This is a genomic window from Sphingobium sp. GW456-12-10-14-TSB1 (genome assembly GCF_059424385.1).
In genome coordinates, this window is sequence record NZ_JBWKZI010000002.1 from 458,131 (window position 1) to 474,864 (window position 16,734).

At 62.2% G+C, this 16,734-nt stretch carries 17 protein-coding genes; 10 read left to right on the forward strand and 7 right to left on the reverse strand.

Annotated elements, in window-relative coordinates:
* Positions 1–186 precede the first annotated feature (186 nt).
* Together htpG and AC07X9_RS19340 are read left to right on the forward strand one after the other, a co-directional pair.
* A complete protein-coding gene (htpG, locus tag AC07X9_RS19335; protein ID WP_026002170.1) occupies positions 187–2,073 on the forward strand; it encodes a molecular chaperone HtpG in 1,887 nt (628 codons plus the stop codon).
* Between the two features lie 3 nt (positions 2,074–2,076).
* Positions 2,077–2,958, forward strand: coding sequence for a Rossmann-like and DUF2520 domain-containing protein (locus AC07X9_RS19340; protein WP_017181836.1), 882 nt, complete (start codon positions 2,077–2,079; stop codon positions 2,956–2,958).
* 150 nt (positions 2,959–3,108) lie between these two features.
* Here AC07X9_RS19340 and desA read toward each other — a convergent pair whose 3' ends face one another.
* Both desA and AC07X9_RS19350 read right to left on the reverse strand, forming a co-directional pair.
* A complete protein-coding gene (desA, locus tag AC07X9_RS19345; RefSeq protein ID WP_017181837.1) occupies positions 3,109–4,509 on the reverse strand; it encodes a syringate O-demethylase in 1,401 nt (466 codons plus the stop codon).
* 40 nt (positions 4,510–4,549) lie between these two features.
* Positions 4,550–5,284, reverse strand: a complete 735-nt coding sequence (locus AC07X9_RS19350; protein ID WP_017181838.1) for an alpha/beta fold hydrolase — start codon at positions 5,282–5,284, stop codon at positions 4,550–4,552.
* Between the two features lie 116 nt (positions 5,285–5,400).
* Here AC07X9_RS19350 and AC07X9_RS19355 point away from each other — a divergent pair, with 116 nt between their 5' ends.
* The 4 genes from AC07X9_RS19355 to AC07X9_RS19370 are packed head-to-tail and all read left to right on the forward strand — an operon-like array spanning position 5,401 to position 8,369.
* Positions 5,401–6,270, forward strand: coding sequence for a methylenetetrahydrofolate reductase (locus AC07X9_RS19355; protein WP_017181839.1), 870 nt, complete (start codon positions 5,401–5,403; stop codon positions 6,268–6,270).
* 29 nt (positions 6,271–6,299) lie between these two features.
* Positions 6,300–7,154: a formyltetrahydrofolate deformylase gene (gene purU / locus AC07X9_RS19360; RefSeq protein WP_017181840.1), complete on the forward strand. Its 855-nt coding sequence runs from the start codon at positions 6,300–6,302 to the stop codon at positions 7,152–7,154.
* A gap of 2 nt (positions 7,155–7,156) precedes the next feature.
* A complete protein-coding gene (locus tag AC07X9_RS19365) occupies positions 7,157–8,020 on the forward strand; it encodes a bifunctional methylenetetrahydrofolate dehydrogenase/methenyltetrahydrofolate cyclohydrolase (protein ID WP_017181841.1) in 864 nt (287 codons plus the stop codon).
* Positions 8,013–8,369, forward strand: coding sequence for a dihydroneopterin aldolase (locus AC07X9_RS19370; protein ID WP_017181842.1), 357 nt, complete (start codon positions 8,013–8,015; stop codon positions 8,367–8,369). Before AC07X9_RS19365 ends, AC07X9_RS19370 begins: the two co-directional genes overlap by 8 nt.
* Here AC07X9_RS19370 and AC07X9_RS19375 read toward each other — a convergent pair.
* Positions 8,366–9,685, reverse strand: a complete 1,320-nt coding sequence (locus AC07X9_RS19375) for an MFS transporter (protein WP_241763588.1) — start codon at positions 9,683–9,685, stop codon at positions 8,366–8,368. The genes AC07X9_RS19370 and AC07X9_RS19375 overlap by 4 nt on opposite strands.
* Positions 9,686–9,813: 128 nt before the next feature.
* Here AC07X9_RS19375 and AC07X9_RS19380 point away from each other — a divergent pair, with 128 nt between their 5' ends.
* Entirely contained in the window at positions 9,814–11,040 is a 1,227-nt protein-coding gene (locus AC07X9_RS19380; RefSeq protein WP_241763589.1) for a Bcr/CflA family efflux MFS transporter, read from the forward strand.
* A gap of 5 nt (positions 11,041–11,045) precedes the next feature.
* On the opposite strand, the gene AC07X9_RS19385 is transcribed toward AC07X9_RS19380, so the two are convergent.
* Complete coding sequence (locus AC07X9_RS19385; protein WP_017181845.1) at positions 11,046–11,615, reverse strand: MarR family winged helix-turn-helix transcriptional regulator; 570 nt, start codon at positions 11,613–11,615, stop codon at positions 11,046–11,048.
* Between the two features lie 42 nt (positions 11,616–11,657).
* Entirely contained in the window at positions 11,658–12,059 is a 402-nt protein-coding gene (locus tag AC07X9_RS19390) for a nuclear transport factor 2 family protein (protein WP_017181846.1), read from the reverse strand.
* A 122-nt stretch (positions 12,060–12,181) separates the two neighbouring features.
* Here AC07X9_RS19390 and AC07X9_RS19395 point away from each other — a divergent pair, with 122 nt between their 5' ends.
* The 3 genes from AC07X9_RS19395 to AC07X9_RS19405 are packed head-to-tail and all read left to right on the forward strand — an operon-like array spanning position 12,182 to position 13,848.
* Positions 12,182–12,571: a nuclear transport factor 2 family protein gene (locus AC07X9_RS19395; protein WP_017181847.1), complete on the forward strand. Its 390-nt coding sequence runs from the start codon at positions 12,182–12,184 to the stop codon at positions 12,569–12,571.
* An 11-nt stretch (positions 12,572–12,582) separates the two neighbouring features.
* The gene (locus AC07X9_RS19400; protein ID WP_017181848.1) at positions 12,583–13,332 is read left to right on the forward strand and encodes an SDR family NAD(P)-dependent oxidoreductase; all 750 of its coding nucleotides are present in this window, start codon (positions 12,583–12,585) and stop codon (positions 13,330–13,332) included.
* Between the two features lie 12 nt (positions 13,333–13,344).
* The gene (locus AC07X9_RS19405; RefSeq protein WP_017181849.1) at positions 13,345–13,848 is read left to right on the forward strand and encodes a DUF3237 domain-containing protein; all 504 of its coding nucleotides are present in this window, start codon (positions 13,345–13,347) and stop codon (positions 13,846–13,848) included.
* A gap of 95 nt (positions 13,849–13,943) precedes the next feature.
* Here AC07X9_RS19405 and AC07X9_RS19410 read toward each other — a convergent pair whose 3' ends face one another.
* Together AC07X9_RS19410 and AC07X9_RS19415 are read right to left on the reverse strand one after the other, a co-directional pair.
* Positions 13,944–16,073: an acetate--CoA ligase family protein gene (locus AC07X9_RS19410; protein WP_176342169.1), complete on the reverse strand. Its 2,130-nt coding sequence runs from the start codon at positions 16,071–16,073 to the stop codon at positions 13,944–13,946.
* A 125-nt stretch (positions 16,074–16,198) separates the two neighbouring features.
* Positions 16,199–16,642, reverse strand: a complete 444-nt coding sequence (locus AC07X9_RS19415) for a MarR family winged helix-turn-helix transcriptional regulator (protein WP_017181851.1) — start codon at positions 16,640–16,642, stop codon at positions 16,199–16,201.
* Between the last annotated feature and the right edge of the window lie 92 nt (positions 16,643–16,734).

Genomic DNA, 16,734 nt, shown 5'->3' on the forward strand with positions numbered 1-16,734 from the left:
ATAGCGTTCCCCGGTATGTGACAGGCCAGTTGTTCCAGACCATTTGTCGGTTGCTGCAATGGCGACATCGCGCCTTCCATGTCGTGGACAATGCAGCAACGATACCGGAGCGATGGCCCCAATCTTGCAAAAATCCCATGTCACCGCCATCTCCCCGCTGCATCGTGACATAAGGGGAGTAACATCGTGACCACCGAGACTGCATCGCGGCCTGAGACCCACGCCTTTGAGGCGGACGTGTCAAAGTTGCTGCACATGATGGTGCATTCGGTCTATTCCGACCGCGACGTCTTTTTGCGCGAATTGATTTCAAACGCAGCCGACGCCTGTGAGAAGCTGCGTTATGAAGCCATTGCCACGCCTTCGCTGCTGGGGGACGATCCGCAACCGCGCATCAGCCTGACGCTGGATGCTGACCAGGGGCGGTTGACGATCGAGGATAATGGCATCGGCATGACCGCAGCGGACATGGGCGAGACGTTGGGGACGATCGCGCGGTCCGGAACAAAAGCGTTCATGGACAGGCTGGCAGCGGACGCAGGCAAGGCGGATTCGCAATTGATCGGCCAGTTTGGCGTTGGTTTCTATTCAGCATTCATGGTGGCACGCGAGGTGGAGGTCTTTTCCCGCCGGGCAGGCGCTGACGATGCGGCATGCTGGCGTTCCGACGGGCTGGGAACCTATACGATCGCCCCCGTGGACCTGGACGATGCGCCGCAACGCGGCACCCGCGTCGTCCTCCATCTGCTCGATGATGCCAAATCTTATGCGGAGCGATCAACCGTAGAGCGGATCGTCAAGGCGCAGTCTGGCCATGTGCCCGTGCCTATCACCCTGTTCGAAAAGGCCGATAGCGAAGGCGCGCTTGTCGCCGATGGCGCTGCATTGTGGCTGAAGCCCCGTTCGGAGATCAGCGAAGCCGACTATGCCGACTTCTACCGCAGCGTTGCCGGGCAATATGATTCACCTGCACATACCATTCACTATAGGGCCGAAGGACGGTTTGAATATTCGGTCCTGACGTTCATTCCGCAGACCAAGCCGTTCGACCTGTTCGATCCCGACCGCAAAGGGCATATCAAGCTCTATGTGCGCCGGGTCTTCATCACGGACGAAGCACCTGTATTGCCCCGCTACCTTCGCTTCGTACGCGGGCTTGTGGATTCAACCGATCTGCCGCTCAACATGTCGCGCGAGATGATCCAGGACAGCCCGGTCTTGGCAGCCATTCAAAAGGGCGTGACGGGCCGCGTGTTGAACGAGCTGCAGAAACTGGCCGATAGCGACAGCGAAGCATATCTGCGTATATGGGAGAATTTCGGGCCGGTTCTCAAGGAGGGCCTTTATGAGGATTTCGAGCGGCGCGACACGCTGCTTGGTCTCGCCCGCTTCAAGACCACGACGTCTGGTGATGACTGGCGTTCGCTCAAAGATTATGTCGCGGACCTGCGGGAGAACCAGACGGCCATCTACTATGCCACCGGCAGCGATCTGGATCGGCTCTCAACATCCCCGCAGTTGGAAGGTTTCCGCGCCCGCGGCATAGAGGTGTTGCTGCTTCCTGATCAGGTCGACAATTTCTGGACCTCGATTGGTGTCGACTTTGACGGCAAACCGTTCAAGTCGGTGACCCAGGGCGGTGCCGATCTTACCCTCATCCCACTGAGCGACGGTGCCCCATCGTCCCCTCAGGCAGAGGCGGGCGCGCTGGATAGCTTCATTGCCTTTGCCAAAGAGGCGCTCGCCGGATCCGTATCCGACGTGCGGGTGTCGGAGCGGCTGACAAGCAGCGCGGTCTGCCTGGTCGCGTCGGAAAGTGGGATGGATCGACAATTGGAGAAGTTGCTCGCCAATGCCGGGCAGCTGCCACAGGCAAGCCTGCCTGTGCTGGAAGTCAATCCCGGCCACCTGTTGATCCAGAAGCTCGCGACGACTGATGATGCGAATGCGATGAAGGCCGATCTGGCCCATCTACTGCTGGATCAGGCGCGGATCGCCGATGGTGAGCAGCCGAGCGATGTCCGGGCGTTTGCGGAGCGGCTCGACAGGCTCATGCGCCGCGCCGTCGATTAGGCCATGGCCGCGCGGGCACCTTATCGACGGATCGGGATCATAGGCACTGGCCGGGTTGCTGCGGCAATCGGGCTGGCGCTTGTCCACCAGTCTGGCGACCCACTCCATATCTGGGGCCATAATCCGGCAAATTCGGCCGCTCTTGCCGCATCAATCGGCCGGGCCAGTGCCGTGACGCAGTTGGCCGATATAGGCGATGGGTGCGATCTGATCATTCTGGCTGTCTCGGACGATGCGCTCGAACCTTGCATCCATCAACTTGCAGCGGTTGCCGGATCGGCGCCGGCCTTTGCCTTCCATGTCAGCGGACGCAGTGGCGCAGGGATACTGGCCCCGCTCGATGCCAAGGGCTGGGGTACTGCGGCTGTCCATCCGGCCATGACCTTCACTGGCGATCCGATCGCCGAGGCGCAGCAGATGATCGGCGCGCGTTTCGCCGTGACGGCCAGCACGGCGCAGTCTGTCGCGAAGGCGCGGGCCATAGTCGCGCTGCTGGACGGCGTGCCAGTCGAGATCAGCGAAGCGCACCGACCGCTCTACCATGCCGCGCTCTGCCATGGCGCCAACCATCTGGTTACTCTGATTGTCGGCGCCACAGAAGCCTTGGCGGCGGCAGGCGTTGACGATCCCGCAGCGCTGCTGGCGCCGCTTGCCCGCGCCGCGCTGGCGAATGGGCTCGGAAAGGGCATGGCTGGCCTGTCGGGTCCGCTGCTGCGCGGCGACGCAGCAACGATCGGCGGGCATCTGGTCGCCTTGCGACAGGACTGCCCCCCTCTCCTGTCACCATATCGTGCCATGGCCTCCGCAACGCTTGACGCGCTGGAAAGGGCGGAGGGATCAAGCGGGTCTGATGCCTGTCGCTCGCTTCTGGAAACGGATGAATGATAGCGCAGATGATGGATGCGCCACCCTTTTGAGCGAGTGGTAGTTGGCGGAAATCACCGGCAATGACGCTTCTGGCCCAACCGACATCTGCCCCAAATGGAAACGGGGGACGCCTTTCGGCATCCCGCTCCTCCCGCTCACAAGGAGTGATCAGGCCTTCTTGGTGCGCCAGCCGTCGGCATAATTGTCACGGGCAGCTTCCGAATAAGGGACCGAGGAAACGATCGCCTTGATTTCGGTTTGGACGTGAGGCTCGACGGTCGGCTTGGAGGTGCCGCCATTGGGTTCGCCCCAAAGCAGGGTCACTCCGGTGCCCGGTTCGGCGAACTCGGCATCGACCATCGCCAGCGCCAGGAAGCGACCTGCGTTGATGGTATAACCGATCCAGGTGGACAGACCGATGGTCTTGCCGTCCTTCAGCACTGCGTCATAGGGATGCATGCAGTAGACCGCGCTGGGGAATTCAAGGAACTTGGCCTTGTCGCCGGTCTGGAGCATCGAGCTCATGACGCGGACAATATCTTCATTGTCCAGTGCCAGCGTCACCTTCTGGCGATGCGGCTTGTCCTTGATCTTTTCCAGCGCTTCGCGGCCGATGAAGTCATGGTCGAACTTGACCATGATGCCATAGCCCAGCTCCCACGGGTTGAGATAATAATCCTCGATATTGTCCGACACGAAGCTGCCGCCGAGCGAACACATGCCTTCATAGGATTTGGCGGGCAGCCATTCGCGGAACGCCTTGGAGCCTTCACCGGTATAGGTGGCGGGCAGCGGAGACGGGATCCAGCCCGATTCCAGCGTGTTCGAGGAATAGGTGCGGCCGCCGCAAAGGGTGAGGCCGTAATCCTTGCCTGCTTCGATCAGCGCATTGCGGACGGTGTCATAATCCTTCCAGGGACCAAACAGCTCGTAACCGGGCTGGCCGGCCATGCCGTGGCGCAGCGCGCGCACTTCGACGCCCGCGATCATGATCGGCGCCATGTGGAAGAATTTGAGATCCGGCGGGGTCTGGCCCATCGCCTTTTCCAGGACGGGCATGGCGTTTGGCCCCTGCAGCTGGAAGCGATAGTTGCGACGGTAGCCCTGCTGGTCGAGCGGGCGGGCCGCAGTACGCTCGTCGCGTTCGACCTTTACGTCCCACTTGCCGGTCGAGGCCCAATATTCGACCCATTCGATCGAGGGAGCGCGGCCGACCAGCTCGAACTTTTCTTCTTCGAGATAGAAGAGAATGACGTCGCCGATGACATAGCCTTCGGGCGTGACTGGAGCGAACTGCTTGGCGCGGTTCGGCACGAAGCCCTTGAAGCTGTTGGGGGCGAGATAGGCCAGCATGTCGAACGCGCCGGGACCGGTGACGAGCAGGTCGACCATGTGGAAGCTCTGGTTGAACAGGACCGAGCTTTCCGCCCAGCTGCGCTGTTCATCGCGCCAGTTGCTATATTCGCCCGGAACGCCCGGATAGGCGTTCGGGCCGACCTGCTGGTTACGCAGGAATTCAACGATGTCGCCCTTTTCGTCGAGCAGTTGTTGCAGGGACTTGTCGGTCATTCAAACCTCTCCTTTGGGATGATGTGCAATGTGACGGAAATCATGGGGTCGGGGCGATGGCGAGCCATTCCCCGACCAATTGGTTGAAAACCTGCGGCGCTTCGGCGGGCATCATATGGCCTGCGCCTTCGACGATGCGCAGTTGCGCGCCGGGAATGGCAGCCACGATCGCTTCATGCTGGACGACCGGCGACCACTGGTCCTGGCGACCGACCATGGCGACAGTCGGACACGCAATGGTCGGCAACAGCGCATCGACTGACGGACGATTGAGCAACGCCTCGATCTGCGCCTCGAACGTTGCAAGGCCAGCTGAGACCGCCATGGCGTAGAGACTGTCCATAAGCGGTTCGTTGCGAAGGCCAGCGAAGCCCATCATCGGCGGCAGCCAGTTCGCGACCAGCGCGGCCATGCCCTGTTCGCGGCCAAGATCGCGCAGCGCATAGCGCGCGTCGCGTTCGCCCGGCTTGGGGCCATGAACGCCAGTATCGACCAGCGCCAATCGCTCGACCCGGTCAGGCGCCTTGCGCATGACTTCCAATGCAATGCGCGCGCCCATGGAATGGCCAAGTAGCGAGACGCGCGCTGGCATACGAGCAAGCACATAATTTGCCATCGCCTCGATCCGGTCGCAGCCGGCATAAAAACCGTCAATCACCTGGGCTTCGGGGAAAGCCGACAGCAGTTCAGCAAACATGCGCGAATCGCACATCAGCCCCGGAAGGATGATGAGCGGTGCGGCTTTGCTGCCCCGATAGGATGATTTCGTATCCATGAAGTTTTCATCTATACGAATGTTTACGGATAGGCTAGGGGAAAAATGCGCCGGGGAGAGGCACGCCGCATCCGTTTTGCGGGCCGCCCCTGATCGAACGCTACCGGGAGAGAGACATGAGCCTGCCGTCGATCCATCCAAACTGGGATTTGCCGCCAAAGGGCATGACCGATGGCTATTCGCTGGAAATCACGGCGAAAGACATTGACGCTCTGCGCGAAGCAGCGCCTGCCATGGCCCCTGAAACCCCAGTCGCCGTGACCTTTCTGCCGGGCGAATCGCTGGAGGCGCGAATCGAGGCCGCACGGACGGTGCGGGCTCTGGGCTTTGAACCGATGCCACATTTTTCCGCGCGCAGGCTGGAGTCGGGCGACGATTTCGAGGCCTATCTGGCGGCAGTCGTGCGCGAAGCAGGCGTAACCCGCTGCTTCATCATCGCTGGCGATCCGCCTGAAGCCGCCGGTCCCTATTCAGACAGCATGTCGCTGATCCGTACCGGTGCGTTCGAGCGCGCCGGGATCAAGGCGATCGGCGTCGGGGGTCATCCTGAAGGCCATCCCAATATGACGCCTGACCAATGTTTCGACATATTGATCGCCAAATGCGCGGAAATCGAAGCGCGCGGCATGGCCCCACTGATCGTCACCCAGTTCAGTTTCGACGCGGCGCCAGTGCTGTCCTGGCTGGAAGAGTTGCGCGGGCGGGGCATAGATGCGCCGGTACGCGTAGGTATTCCTGGGCCTGCCGGCATCAAGACGTTGATGCGCTTTGCCGCACGGTGCGGCGTGGGGGCTTCGGCTTCGGTGCTGACCAAATATGGCATTTCGATCACCAAGCTGATCGGCACCGCGGGCCCAGACAAGCTGGTCGACGCCCTTGGCAAAGGGCTGGGAAGCCAGCATGGCAAGGTTCGGCTGCATTTCTATCCGTTCGGCGGCCTCGCCCGGACGGTCGAATGGATTAATAATTACACAAAAAGCCGCTAAGGGCGGCAAGACTTGAGCGGAGAAGCGATGTGACCGAGATTTGCACCCTGACCCTGCAATGCGACGACCGGCCAGGCCTGGTGGCCGATGTTGCCGGCTTTCTGGCGCAGCAGGGCGGCAATATTACCGACGCCCAGCAGTTTAACGACAAGCTGACCGACCGCTTTTTCATGCGGGTGGAGTTTGAAGCGGCCGACGACAGCGTGGACGGGTTGCGTACGGCCTTCACCAATGTGGCGCAGAAGCGCGGCATGGAATGGAGCCTGCGTCGCCGCAGCGAACGGCAGAAGGTTCTGCTGCTGGTCAGCAAGTTCGACCATTGCCTGGGCGATCTTCTGTATCGCTGGCGCATTGGCGAACTGGACATGGATGTCGTGGGCATCATCTGCAACCATCCGCGCGAAGCGCTGACCATATCGCTGATCGGAAATATCCCGTTCCATCATCTGCCGGTGACAAAGGACACAAAGGCGGAGCAGGAAGCGCAGATCAAGGCGATCGTCGAGGAAACCGGCGCGGACCTGATCGTGCTGGCACGCTACATGCAGATATTGAGCGATGATCTGGCGGGATTCGTGTCCGGCCGATGCATCAACATCCATCACAGCTTCCTGCCCGGTTTCAAGGGCGCCAAGCCCTATCATCAGGCGCATGAGCGTGGGGTCAAGATGATTGGTGCAACGGCGCATTATGTGACCGCGGACCTGGATGAAGGTCCGATCATCCATCAGGATGTCGAGGCGATCGGCCATGCCGATACGCCCGACGATCTGGTGCGCAAGGGCCGCGACATTGAACGGCGTGTGCTGGCAAGCGCAGTGCAGCATCATCTGCAAGGTCGGGTGTTCCTGAACGGCGCCCGCACCGTCGTATTCAAGGCCTGACCATGGCGCAGGTCATTGACGGGCGCGCGATGGCGCGCGCCCTCTCGGACGAAACCGCCGCACGGGTGGCGGCGCTGGTCGACCGGACCGGCCAGCCACCCGCGCTGGCGGTTGTGCTGGTCGGCGACGATCCGGCGAGCCATGTCTATGTGCGCCGCAAGATCAGCGAATCTCGCCGCGTGGGCATTACATCGATCGAACATCGATTGCCGGTCGATTGCCCGCAAACAGAGTTGCTGGCGCTGATCGACGCGCTGAACGCAGATGCCGGCGTCCATGGCATATTGATACAGCTGCCCTTGCCAGCCGGTATCGATGCGGCGCTGGTGCTGGACCGGATCGACCCGGCGAAGGATGTCGACGGATTTCACCCGGTCAATGTCGGACGCCTGTCCACCGGGACCGGGGGGCTGGTGCCTTGCACGCCGCTGGGGATCATGAAGCTGCTCGACAGCGTGATCGAAGATTATCGCGGTTTGAACGCGGTGGTCATCGGCAAGTCCAATATTGTCGGCAAGCCTGTCGCCATGCTGTTGCTGGAACGGGAGGCGACAGTCACCGTCACCCATATAGAAACGTTGAACCTGCCCGACATTGCACGCAAGGCCGATATCATCGTTGCCGCCGCTGGTGCGCCCAACCTGGTGCGCGGCTATTGGGTCCGCCCCGGCGCGATCGTGATCGACGTGGGGATCAACCGCATCACCAGAGATGACGGCAGCACGCAAATCGTGGGCGATTGTGCCACCCATGAACTCGACCATGCCAAGGCCGTGACCCCGGTACCGGGCGGCGTCGGACCCATGACTATCGCCTGCCTGCTCAGCAACACCGTGCTGGCAGCCGAAAAGAGCGAAGATGCCTGAGCCAATCTGCACCACCCGCGTCAAGGTGCGCGACCTGCCCTTGCTGGCCGATATCGGCATCAACCCTGACGAGATCGGCCGTCGCCAGCCGCTGGTAATCTCGGTCGACCTGCTGCTGTCTGCCGATCGGGTGGACGGGATCGGCGACACGGTCGATTATCGCAAGGTCGCGCAAGCGGCCGAGGATCTGGCCCTGGTCCACATTCCGCTGATCGAGACATTCGCGCAGAAGCTGGGCGAGCGCTGCCTGGAGTTTGCCTGCGTGGTCGAGGCGCAGATCAGGGTCGACAAACCCTTTGCGCTGACGCGGGGGCTGGCAGGCGTCGAGGTGACGGTGCAACGCGCCTAATTTTCGTCGGCAGGGCGAATCCGCGAGGCTAGCAGGACCAAAGCGGCGATGCCCGATCCCAGCGCCAGCAGCAGGGAAGTCGTCCCCCGCCCTGCCCCGGCCGCGAGCAACTGACCCGCTGCGAAGGGGCCAAAGGCAGCGCCAAAGCGCCCGAAGCCTATGACCGCGCCAGTGCCTGTCGCGCGCAGGGTGGTCGGATAGACATTGGCGATGAGCGCGTAGAGGCCAACCACCGACCCGTTGGACAGAAAGCCAAGGACGAAGGCCGCGCCCTGAAGCAGGACAAGTTCAGGTGGCACGGCGCCGAAGGCGGCGACCGCCACCGCTGCGCCCGCAAGACCAAAGATGACGAGCGGGCGCAGGCCGAGGCGGGGTGACAGCAGGCCCAGGACCAGCCCGCCGATCGCGCCGCCCGAATTCATGAATACCGACACGATCGTCGCACGCGACGGATCGAAACCCAGCACCACCACCAGCGAGGGCGCCCAGCCAAGCGCATAATAGAAAGTCATCATGTGCAGGCCATACATGACGATCAAAGCGATCGTTACGACGCGATAGCGATCGGCAAACAGGGACCGCATGGAGGCTTTGGGTTCCTCAAGCGCGATCAATTGCGCGGCCTGCGGCTGGCCCAGGCGTCGCAGGATCGCGTTGATCCGCGCCAGTGCATTCGGACCACCGCGCGTCGCCAGCCAGCCGATCGATTCGGGAAGAAACGCCAGCACGAGCGGCACCATGGCCAGCGTCGCCACGCCGCCGAACAGGAAGATCGCTTCCCATCCGTGCGTCCGCAACAATTGCGCCGCACCCCAGCCGCCGATGATGCCACCGACCGGATAGCCTGCCGCCATGATGCTGACGGCGAGGTCGCGGCGGCGGCGATTGGCAAATTCCGCCGACATGGCGTTGATCGCCGCCAGCATCGCGCCCAACCCCAGGCCGGTCAGCACGCGCAGAAGGCCAAGCGACACCACGCCCATGGCAAAGGCGGAGGCGAACATGCCGATGGTCATGATGCCAAGGCAGAGCAATATCTGGCGGCGGCGACCGATGCGATCGGCCAGTTGGCCCAGCGTCAGCGATCCGATGACCATGCCGACAAGTCCGGTCGACACGATGATGCCGATCGCCCCCGGCCCGACCGCCCAGTCCTTCGCAATGCCCGGCGCAGCGAAGGTAACGGCCAGCACATCGAAGCCGTCGAGCGCGTTCAGGAGAAAGCAGACAGTGACTGCGACAATCTGCCGCAGGCGCATCGGGCTGTCGGCCATGATGCTGCGCGGATCGTCCGCTGGCAGGGTGGCGATGGCCATATTCATTCTCTCCTGTCGCGCCATGCGGCCCGTATGACGAATTTGTATGCTGATGACACAATTAGGCGATCCTGCACGCTTGCACCAGCCCCATGATGAATGTAACGATCGTTATTAAATGGGAGAGGGTGCAGATATTTATGGGCGAGGCGAGCCGGACCATGGCCGGAGAAAGCGCACAGCCAAGCCTGTTGCTGGGGATCGGCTTTGGCCTTTTGTCATCGCTTGGCCCCCTAGCGATCGATCTCTATCTGCCCGCCATGCCTGGCATGGCGCGCGAAATGGCGGCGGATAGCGGTGCGGTGCAGCGGACCTTGTCTGCCTTTTTCCTGGGACTGGCGCTAGCGCAAATTCCCTTGGGCACGCTGGGGGACCGTTTCGGACGACGATGGCCGCTGATCGGCGGACTTATATTGTTCATCCTCGCGTCAACGGCCTGCGCGCTGGCCACAAGTCTGGAACAGTTGATCGTCTTTCGCTTCTTGCAGGGGATGGGCGCGTGCGCGGGGACGTCGAGCGTGCGGGCCATGATACGCGACCGGCACAGCGGGCATCGCGCTGCGCAGTTGATGGCATTCACATTCCTGGTGATTGGCATATCCCCGGTACTGGCTCCGCTTGCGGGGAGCTATTTGTTGCAGCTCACCAGCTGGCGCGGGTTGTTCGGGCTGCTGGCGGGCGGCGGTCTGATTGCCATATTGGCGGTGCTGCTGTTCCTGCGTGAAACGCTGCCACCGGAGCGGCGGCAGGCGCGCCAGTCGATGCTTCGATCCTATGGGGATTTGCTGGCGACGCCCGCCTTTATTGGCTGGACCCTGGTCGCCGGGCTAGCGACGACCATCCCCTTCGCCTTCGTAACGGCCGCGCCTTTCATATTCAGCCTTGGCTTTGCCCTGAGCGCGCATGAATATAGCCTGTTGCTGGCCCTCAACGCCGGCACATCGATCATCGCGACGCAATTCGCGCCGGGCCTGATGAAGCGTTTGGGCGCAAGGCGACTTGTGCTGACCGTAGCGACGATTGCCCTTGTCGCCACCGCTGCGATTGCGCTGGCGGCGATGAAACAGCCCGTCGCGCTGCCGCTTTTCCAGCTCTATTCCATGTTGCTATTTGCGATAGCGGGCCTGATCCTTACGCCAGCTGCGATTTCGGCGCTGGATGCGGCAGCGGGTGGCGCGGGCGCGGCGGCAGGCCTGCTAGGCACGCTGCAACTGGCGATCACGGCGCTGGCCAGCGGGATCGTGTCGCTGCTGCCATCCCTTTCCATATTGCCGCTCGTCAGTGTGCTGGGCGGCGCCTTCGCCATCATGTGGGTGACGGCCGGGTTGATCGGTCCGCGACAGGCGCGGGCCTGATCAATCTAAAGGTCCGCCTCGTCCGGGCGGGTGGATTCGAGGAACCGGCTATTGCCAGCCTCGTCTTTCGCTTCGAGTGTTTCAACCAGCGTGTCGAGGAAATGGTTGAGCGTATCGACCTGCGCCGCTTCCAAGCCGGACACCAGATAGTCTGCAACCTTGTCGGTCTGCGGGCGCATCAGCCCATAGAGGCGCTGGCCTTCTTCTGTCAGCACCAGCGTCTTGCGCCGCTTGTTGCTGGCGTCACGCTCGACGGTGATACGGCCATGCTTTTGCAAGGCGGCGACCGCGCGCGAGACGCTCATCGGGTTCACCCCGGTCATTTCGGCCAGTTCATGGCTGGCCGAATCAGGGAAGCGGCCGATCAGCATCAGCAGCCGAAATTCATTGAGGCTGATCTTGTAGCGATGCTCCAGATATGTGGAGAAGGGCGCCATCAATTTGTTGGCCAGCCGCAATATCCGATGCAACGTATCGGATTGGCTGACTTCGTCAGCTCGTGACCGGGGCGACTTGCGCGATGCGGTCGGGCTTTTGGGCGCAGGACTGTTCGACATGACTTTCCGATAGGACATTTGCCGGGCCTCAAGTCAAGCCGGGCATGGGAGAAGGCGCGCTCAGGCGGCAGGAACAATCGCGCAGCCGACGCTGGTGAAGTGTCCGTTGGCGACATGATAATGGATATATTGGCGCATCTCCTGCACCTCGCCTTTGCGGATCGGAGCAAATTGATCCAACCCCTGTTCGCGCAAAGCCTCAGCGGTCAGGTCACGGATCCCTTCAACCCGGATGATCCCTTCCAGCGCGACCAGATTTTCGCTGGCAGCGAAGCGTTCGATCGTCAGCGTTTCGATCACATGGGCGTGGAGGAAACTGTAGAAGCGCTTGAATGCTTCGCGCGTGCCCAAGTCTACGCCGAAGAACTGGATTTTCGCGTCGGGTGCGTAAAAATCGAACACCGTGTCATAATCGCGATGGTTGAAGGCGTGCGCGTAACGCTCATAATCGGCGCGGTTCATATCGGCCTCTCCACTTTTCGGGACTGCGATTTTTCGCCTGCCCGCTTGCCATATTAATAACGATCGTTATCGTAATGGCAAAGGGCGATCAAACGCCAGCGAAAAGATGGGATGAGGATGATATGGCCCGCACAGAGCAGGAAGAGCGCAATCTCAAACTCGTCATGGCGATGTTCGACCATGTGCTCAAACCCATGGATGCCGACGCGGTCGACCGCTATCTGGCCCCTGATTATATCCAGCACAACCAATGGGTCGATACCGGGACTGAGCCGCTCAAAGCGTTTTTGCGGCAGGTGCGCGGGGAAAACCCCGACGCGGTCCACGACATCAAGCGCTGCTTTGTCGAGGACGATCATGTGATCGTCCATTATCATGTACGGCGACGGCCGGGTGATCCTGGTTTTGCCGTGATCGACATTTTTCGCGTCGAAAACGGGCTGATCGCCGAGCATTGGGATGTGGTGCAGGATGTACCGGCCGACAGCCCCAATCCCAATTCCCCCTTTTGACGGAGCGCGAGATGCGGTTCAGCGACAAGATCATACTGGTTGTCGGCGGCAATAGCGGCATCGGTCTGGCAAGCGCCCAGGCCTTTGCCGCCGAGGGCGCGATCGTGCGGATAAGCGGACGCGATCAGGCGACGATCGACGCGGCGGTGGCAACCATCCCCGGCGCAAAAGGCTATCGCGCGGACATTGCCGATCCGGACGCGATGGACGCGATGATGGCCGACATCGCGGCACAGGACGGGCGGATCGATACATTGTTCGTGAATGCCGGCGTCGGCGGCTTTGCCCGCTTGCGCGATATGACGCCAGCAGACTGGGATCATGTCCATGGCGTTAATCTGCGCGGCTGCGTGTTCGCCATCCAGAAGGCGTTGCGACTGATGCGCCGGGGCGGATCGATCGTCGCGACCGGTTCCATCGGGGGCCATGCGTTCGTACCGGGCAATACGGCCTATGCGGCGGCCAAGGGCGGGCTTTATGCAGCGATGAAGGTGATTGCCGGCGAGTTGGTAAGCGAGGGTATCCGCGTCAATCTGGTCAGTCCCGGTCCCATCGAAACGCCCCTGCTCCACCGCAATCCGGGGATGAGCGAGGCCGATGTGGCAGCGATGCGCGAGGCGATGATCAATGCCGTACCAATGAAGCGGATGGGCCGACCGGAGGAAGTCGCCCGCGCGGTGCTGTTCCTGGCGTCGGACGAGGCGAGCTTTATCACCGCGGCTAACCTTTTCGTCGATGGCGGTACGCTTGAACTGGGATGATGGAGAATTGGGATGACGGATATGTTTTCGACGCTGGATAATCCGCGACTGGAATTTGCGATGGAGGTACGGCTGCAATTTCCGCGGGTGCAGACGATCGTGAATACGCCGATGGGCGGCAATCGCAGCGCCGTCTATGTCGATGGCGGCACGTTCGAGGGGCCAAGGATCAGGGGCAAGGCCGTTCCGGGATCGGGCGGCGATTATGCCTATTTCCGGCCTGACGATGTCGCGGTGTTCGATGCACGCTATATGCTGGAGGAGGAGGACGGCACGCTGATCCTGCTCAACAATCGCGGCTTCCTGTGGGGGCGCAAGCCCGATACGATGACGAAGTTGCGGGACTGGGCCTTTGGCGAAGGGCAACCTGTCGAGCAGCAGGACTATTATCTGCGCGGCAATCCGACTTTCGAATGTCCTGTCGGCAAGCATGACTGGCTGACCAAACATGTGTTCATAGGCGTTGGTGAACGGCGGGCCGATGGCAATGTGTTGCGCTATTATGCGCTGACATAAATACAGCGTCACCCATCCGCTGCGAGCGAAGTCGAAAGGCGTTCAGGGCAGTCCCTGGCGTTTTTCGACTTCACTCGCAGCGATCAGAGGCAGGATCAGAGCGAGATCAGAGCGTCCAGCGCCAACGCGCCCTGTCCTTCGGGATAGACAATGACGGGGTTGAGATCGACCTCGCGAATGGCAGGCGTTGCGGCGACCATGCGGCCCAGGCGCTGGACGACGTCGGCGACAGCGCCGATGTCCATGACCGGCGCACCGCGAAAGCCGTCGAGCAAGGGTGCCATGCGCAGCGTGCGGATGCGGGCGATGATGGCGTCGCGCGGCAGGTCAGGCGGAAGCAGACAGACGTCATGCAGCAATTCCGCCGCGACGCCACCAAAACCGACCAGGACGGTCGCGCCCCAGTGCGGATCGTTCCGCGCACCGACAATGAGTTCGACACCCTTGTCGGCCATCCCCTCCACCAGCACGCCGTCGAGCACGAGATCGGGGCGGGACGCTGCGATATTGGCGGCTAGCCTGTCCCAGCCTTCGGCCAGTTCGTCGCGATTTTTAAGGTCGACGATAACGCCGCCCGCGTCGCTCTTGTGCGGCAGGTCTGGCGACTGCGCCTTTAGAACGACAGGATAGCCCAGCGTCTCGGCAGCGGCGATCGCCTCTTCCACGCTCTGCGCCATGGCGAAGCGAGGGAAGGCGATACCATGTTCCGCCATGATCGCCTTGGATCGATATTCCGGGATAGAATGGCCGACCTGCGCCAGATCGGCAACCGGAGCGGCGTCCAGCGGGGCCGCCGTGAAATCGCGCGCAGCAGCGGCGCTGATCCGGGCGAGCGCGCGCACGGCGCGTTCGGCAGTCGGCAGATAGGTGACGCCTGCCTGACGGAGAGCGGAAAGATCGTCCGCAAACACTGCGCCGCCTTCATCAACGCCGCCCACTATGATGGGCTTGTCTGGCCGGAGGGTGGCGAGCGCATTCAGCACGGCGGTGAATTTGACATGGGATGTGCCGGTGTCGGTCTGGATCAGGGTCAAAAGGATTGTGGCGATACGCTGATCTTCGACCAGAGCGGCAAGCGTGCTACCGTAAAGGCCCGGATCGACCAGCCCCTGCGCCGTGACATCGAGCGGATTGGTGACGGGAACGAAATCGGGCAGCGCCGCGCGCAGCGCCGGGCTGTCGGCGTCGGTCAGCGTCGGCAGGTCAAGCACGACCGCTTCGGAGAGGTCCAGCATCATCGCCTTGAATGCGCCCGATTCAGCGATGATGCCGGTGCCGCCCGCGCCGATTGCCGCGTTGCGCGCCAGCATTTCAGCCACGTCACCCAATTCTTCCAGCGAGTCGACCAGGATGACGCCCGCCCGTTCGACATGGACCGCCATGACGGCATGATCGCCCGCCATCGCGCCCGTATGCGTGGCAGCGCTGGCCGCGCCCGCCGCGCTGCGGCCTGGGTGGAGCAGCACCACCTGCTTGCCGGCCAGCCTTGCCGCGCGGGCGGCGGCAAGGAAACGGGCGGGATCGCGGACATGTTCGGCGATCATCGCGATCACCGCGGTTTCGGGCTCGTCTACCAGATGGGCAAGATAATCCTCGATCCCACTGGCCGCTTCATTGCCGGTGGAGATGTAGCAGCTGAGCGGCACGTCGCGATGAATCATCGTCGTCGCCAGCACAGCCGCCATGGCGCCCGATTGCGAAACGATGCCCACCCGGCGGTCACCCTGGGCCGTCGCCTCCGGCATTTCGATGAAGGTCAGCGAAACATTGTCGCGGAAGTTGACGAGGCCGAGGCAATTGGGCCCTTCGACCACCATACCGGCTTCGCGGGCGATGCGCGCGATTTCCTGCTGGTCGGCGAGACCTTGCGGGCCATCCTCGGCAAAGCCGGCGGAAAAGATCACGGCCGCGCCGACATGGCGACGGGCAAGGCCGCGCATCGTGTCGAGCACGCCCGCGCGCGGGATGGCAAGAACAGCGGCATCGACACCTTCGGGCAGATCATCAACCGATGCGACGCAGGGGCGGCCGCCGATTTCCGCACGCTTGGGATTGACCAGATGGATGTCGCCAGCAAAGCCCTGCCGCACCAGATTGGCCAGCACCGACGCACCCAGAGCGCCCGGCTTGTCCGACGCACCCACGATCGCGACGGACCGGGGCCGCAGCAACCGGTCGAGCGAGGGGGCTGCCATGGATACTGCCGGCCGGTCGAGGTCGATCATGTCGGTCAAGCGTGTCTCTCCCCAGAAATTCTTCAGTAGAAGCGGCTCGAATCAACCGCTGTTTCGCGCCAACATTGTGCGCCTGTGATACAATTTACGCAACCGCTTTTGCGTCACCTTGGCCGTCAGTCAGCGCTGGCGGCGCGCGGCACTGGGCCAAGCTTGCGCAGCAAGGCACTGAGCGTGCGGACTTCCTCGGCGCTCAGCCGGGCCGTCATCCGCGCGTCGGATACGCGCAGCGCATCGACCATGACCGGCACTTTCGCTTCCCCTTCGGCCGTCAACCACAGCGCGTTGGTACGCAAGTCGCGACCCGGCCGCCGTTCGACAAGCCCGCGTTCCGCCAATATGTTGACCAGCTTCATCGCGCTCGACCGGTTGATGCTGAGTGCCCGACCCAGGGCAGTCTGGTCGCAGCCGGGATTGTCGCGGATCAGGATGAGCGCCGTCAGCTTGGCGGGCGAGAGGTCGTGCGCCGCCATGGCGGCGCGCGCGTCCGTATCAATCAAGAGATGCGCACGCTGGACCTGATAACCAACCAGTCCACGAAGATCCGCCCCCTGTTTCATCGTTGCCTTTACCCTCTTGCCAAAATTGTATCACAGGCGCACAAATACATGCTACAGGCTCGCATCGCACAAAGCGATAGGCAAAGCCGATC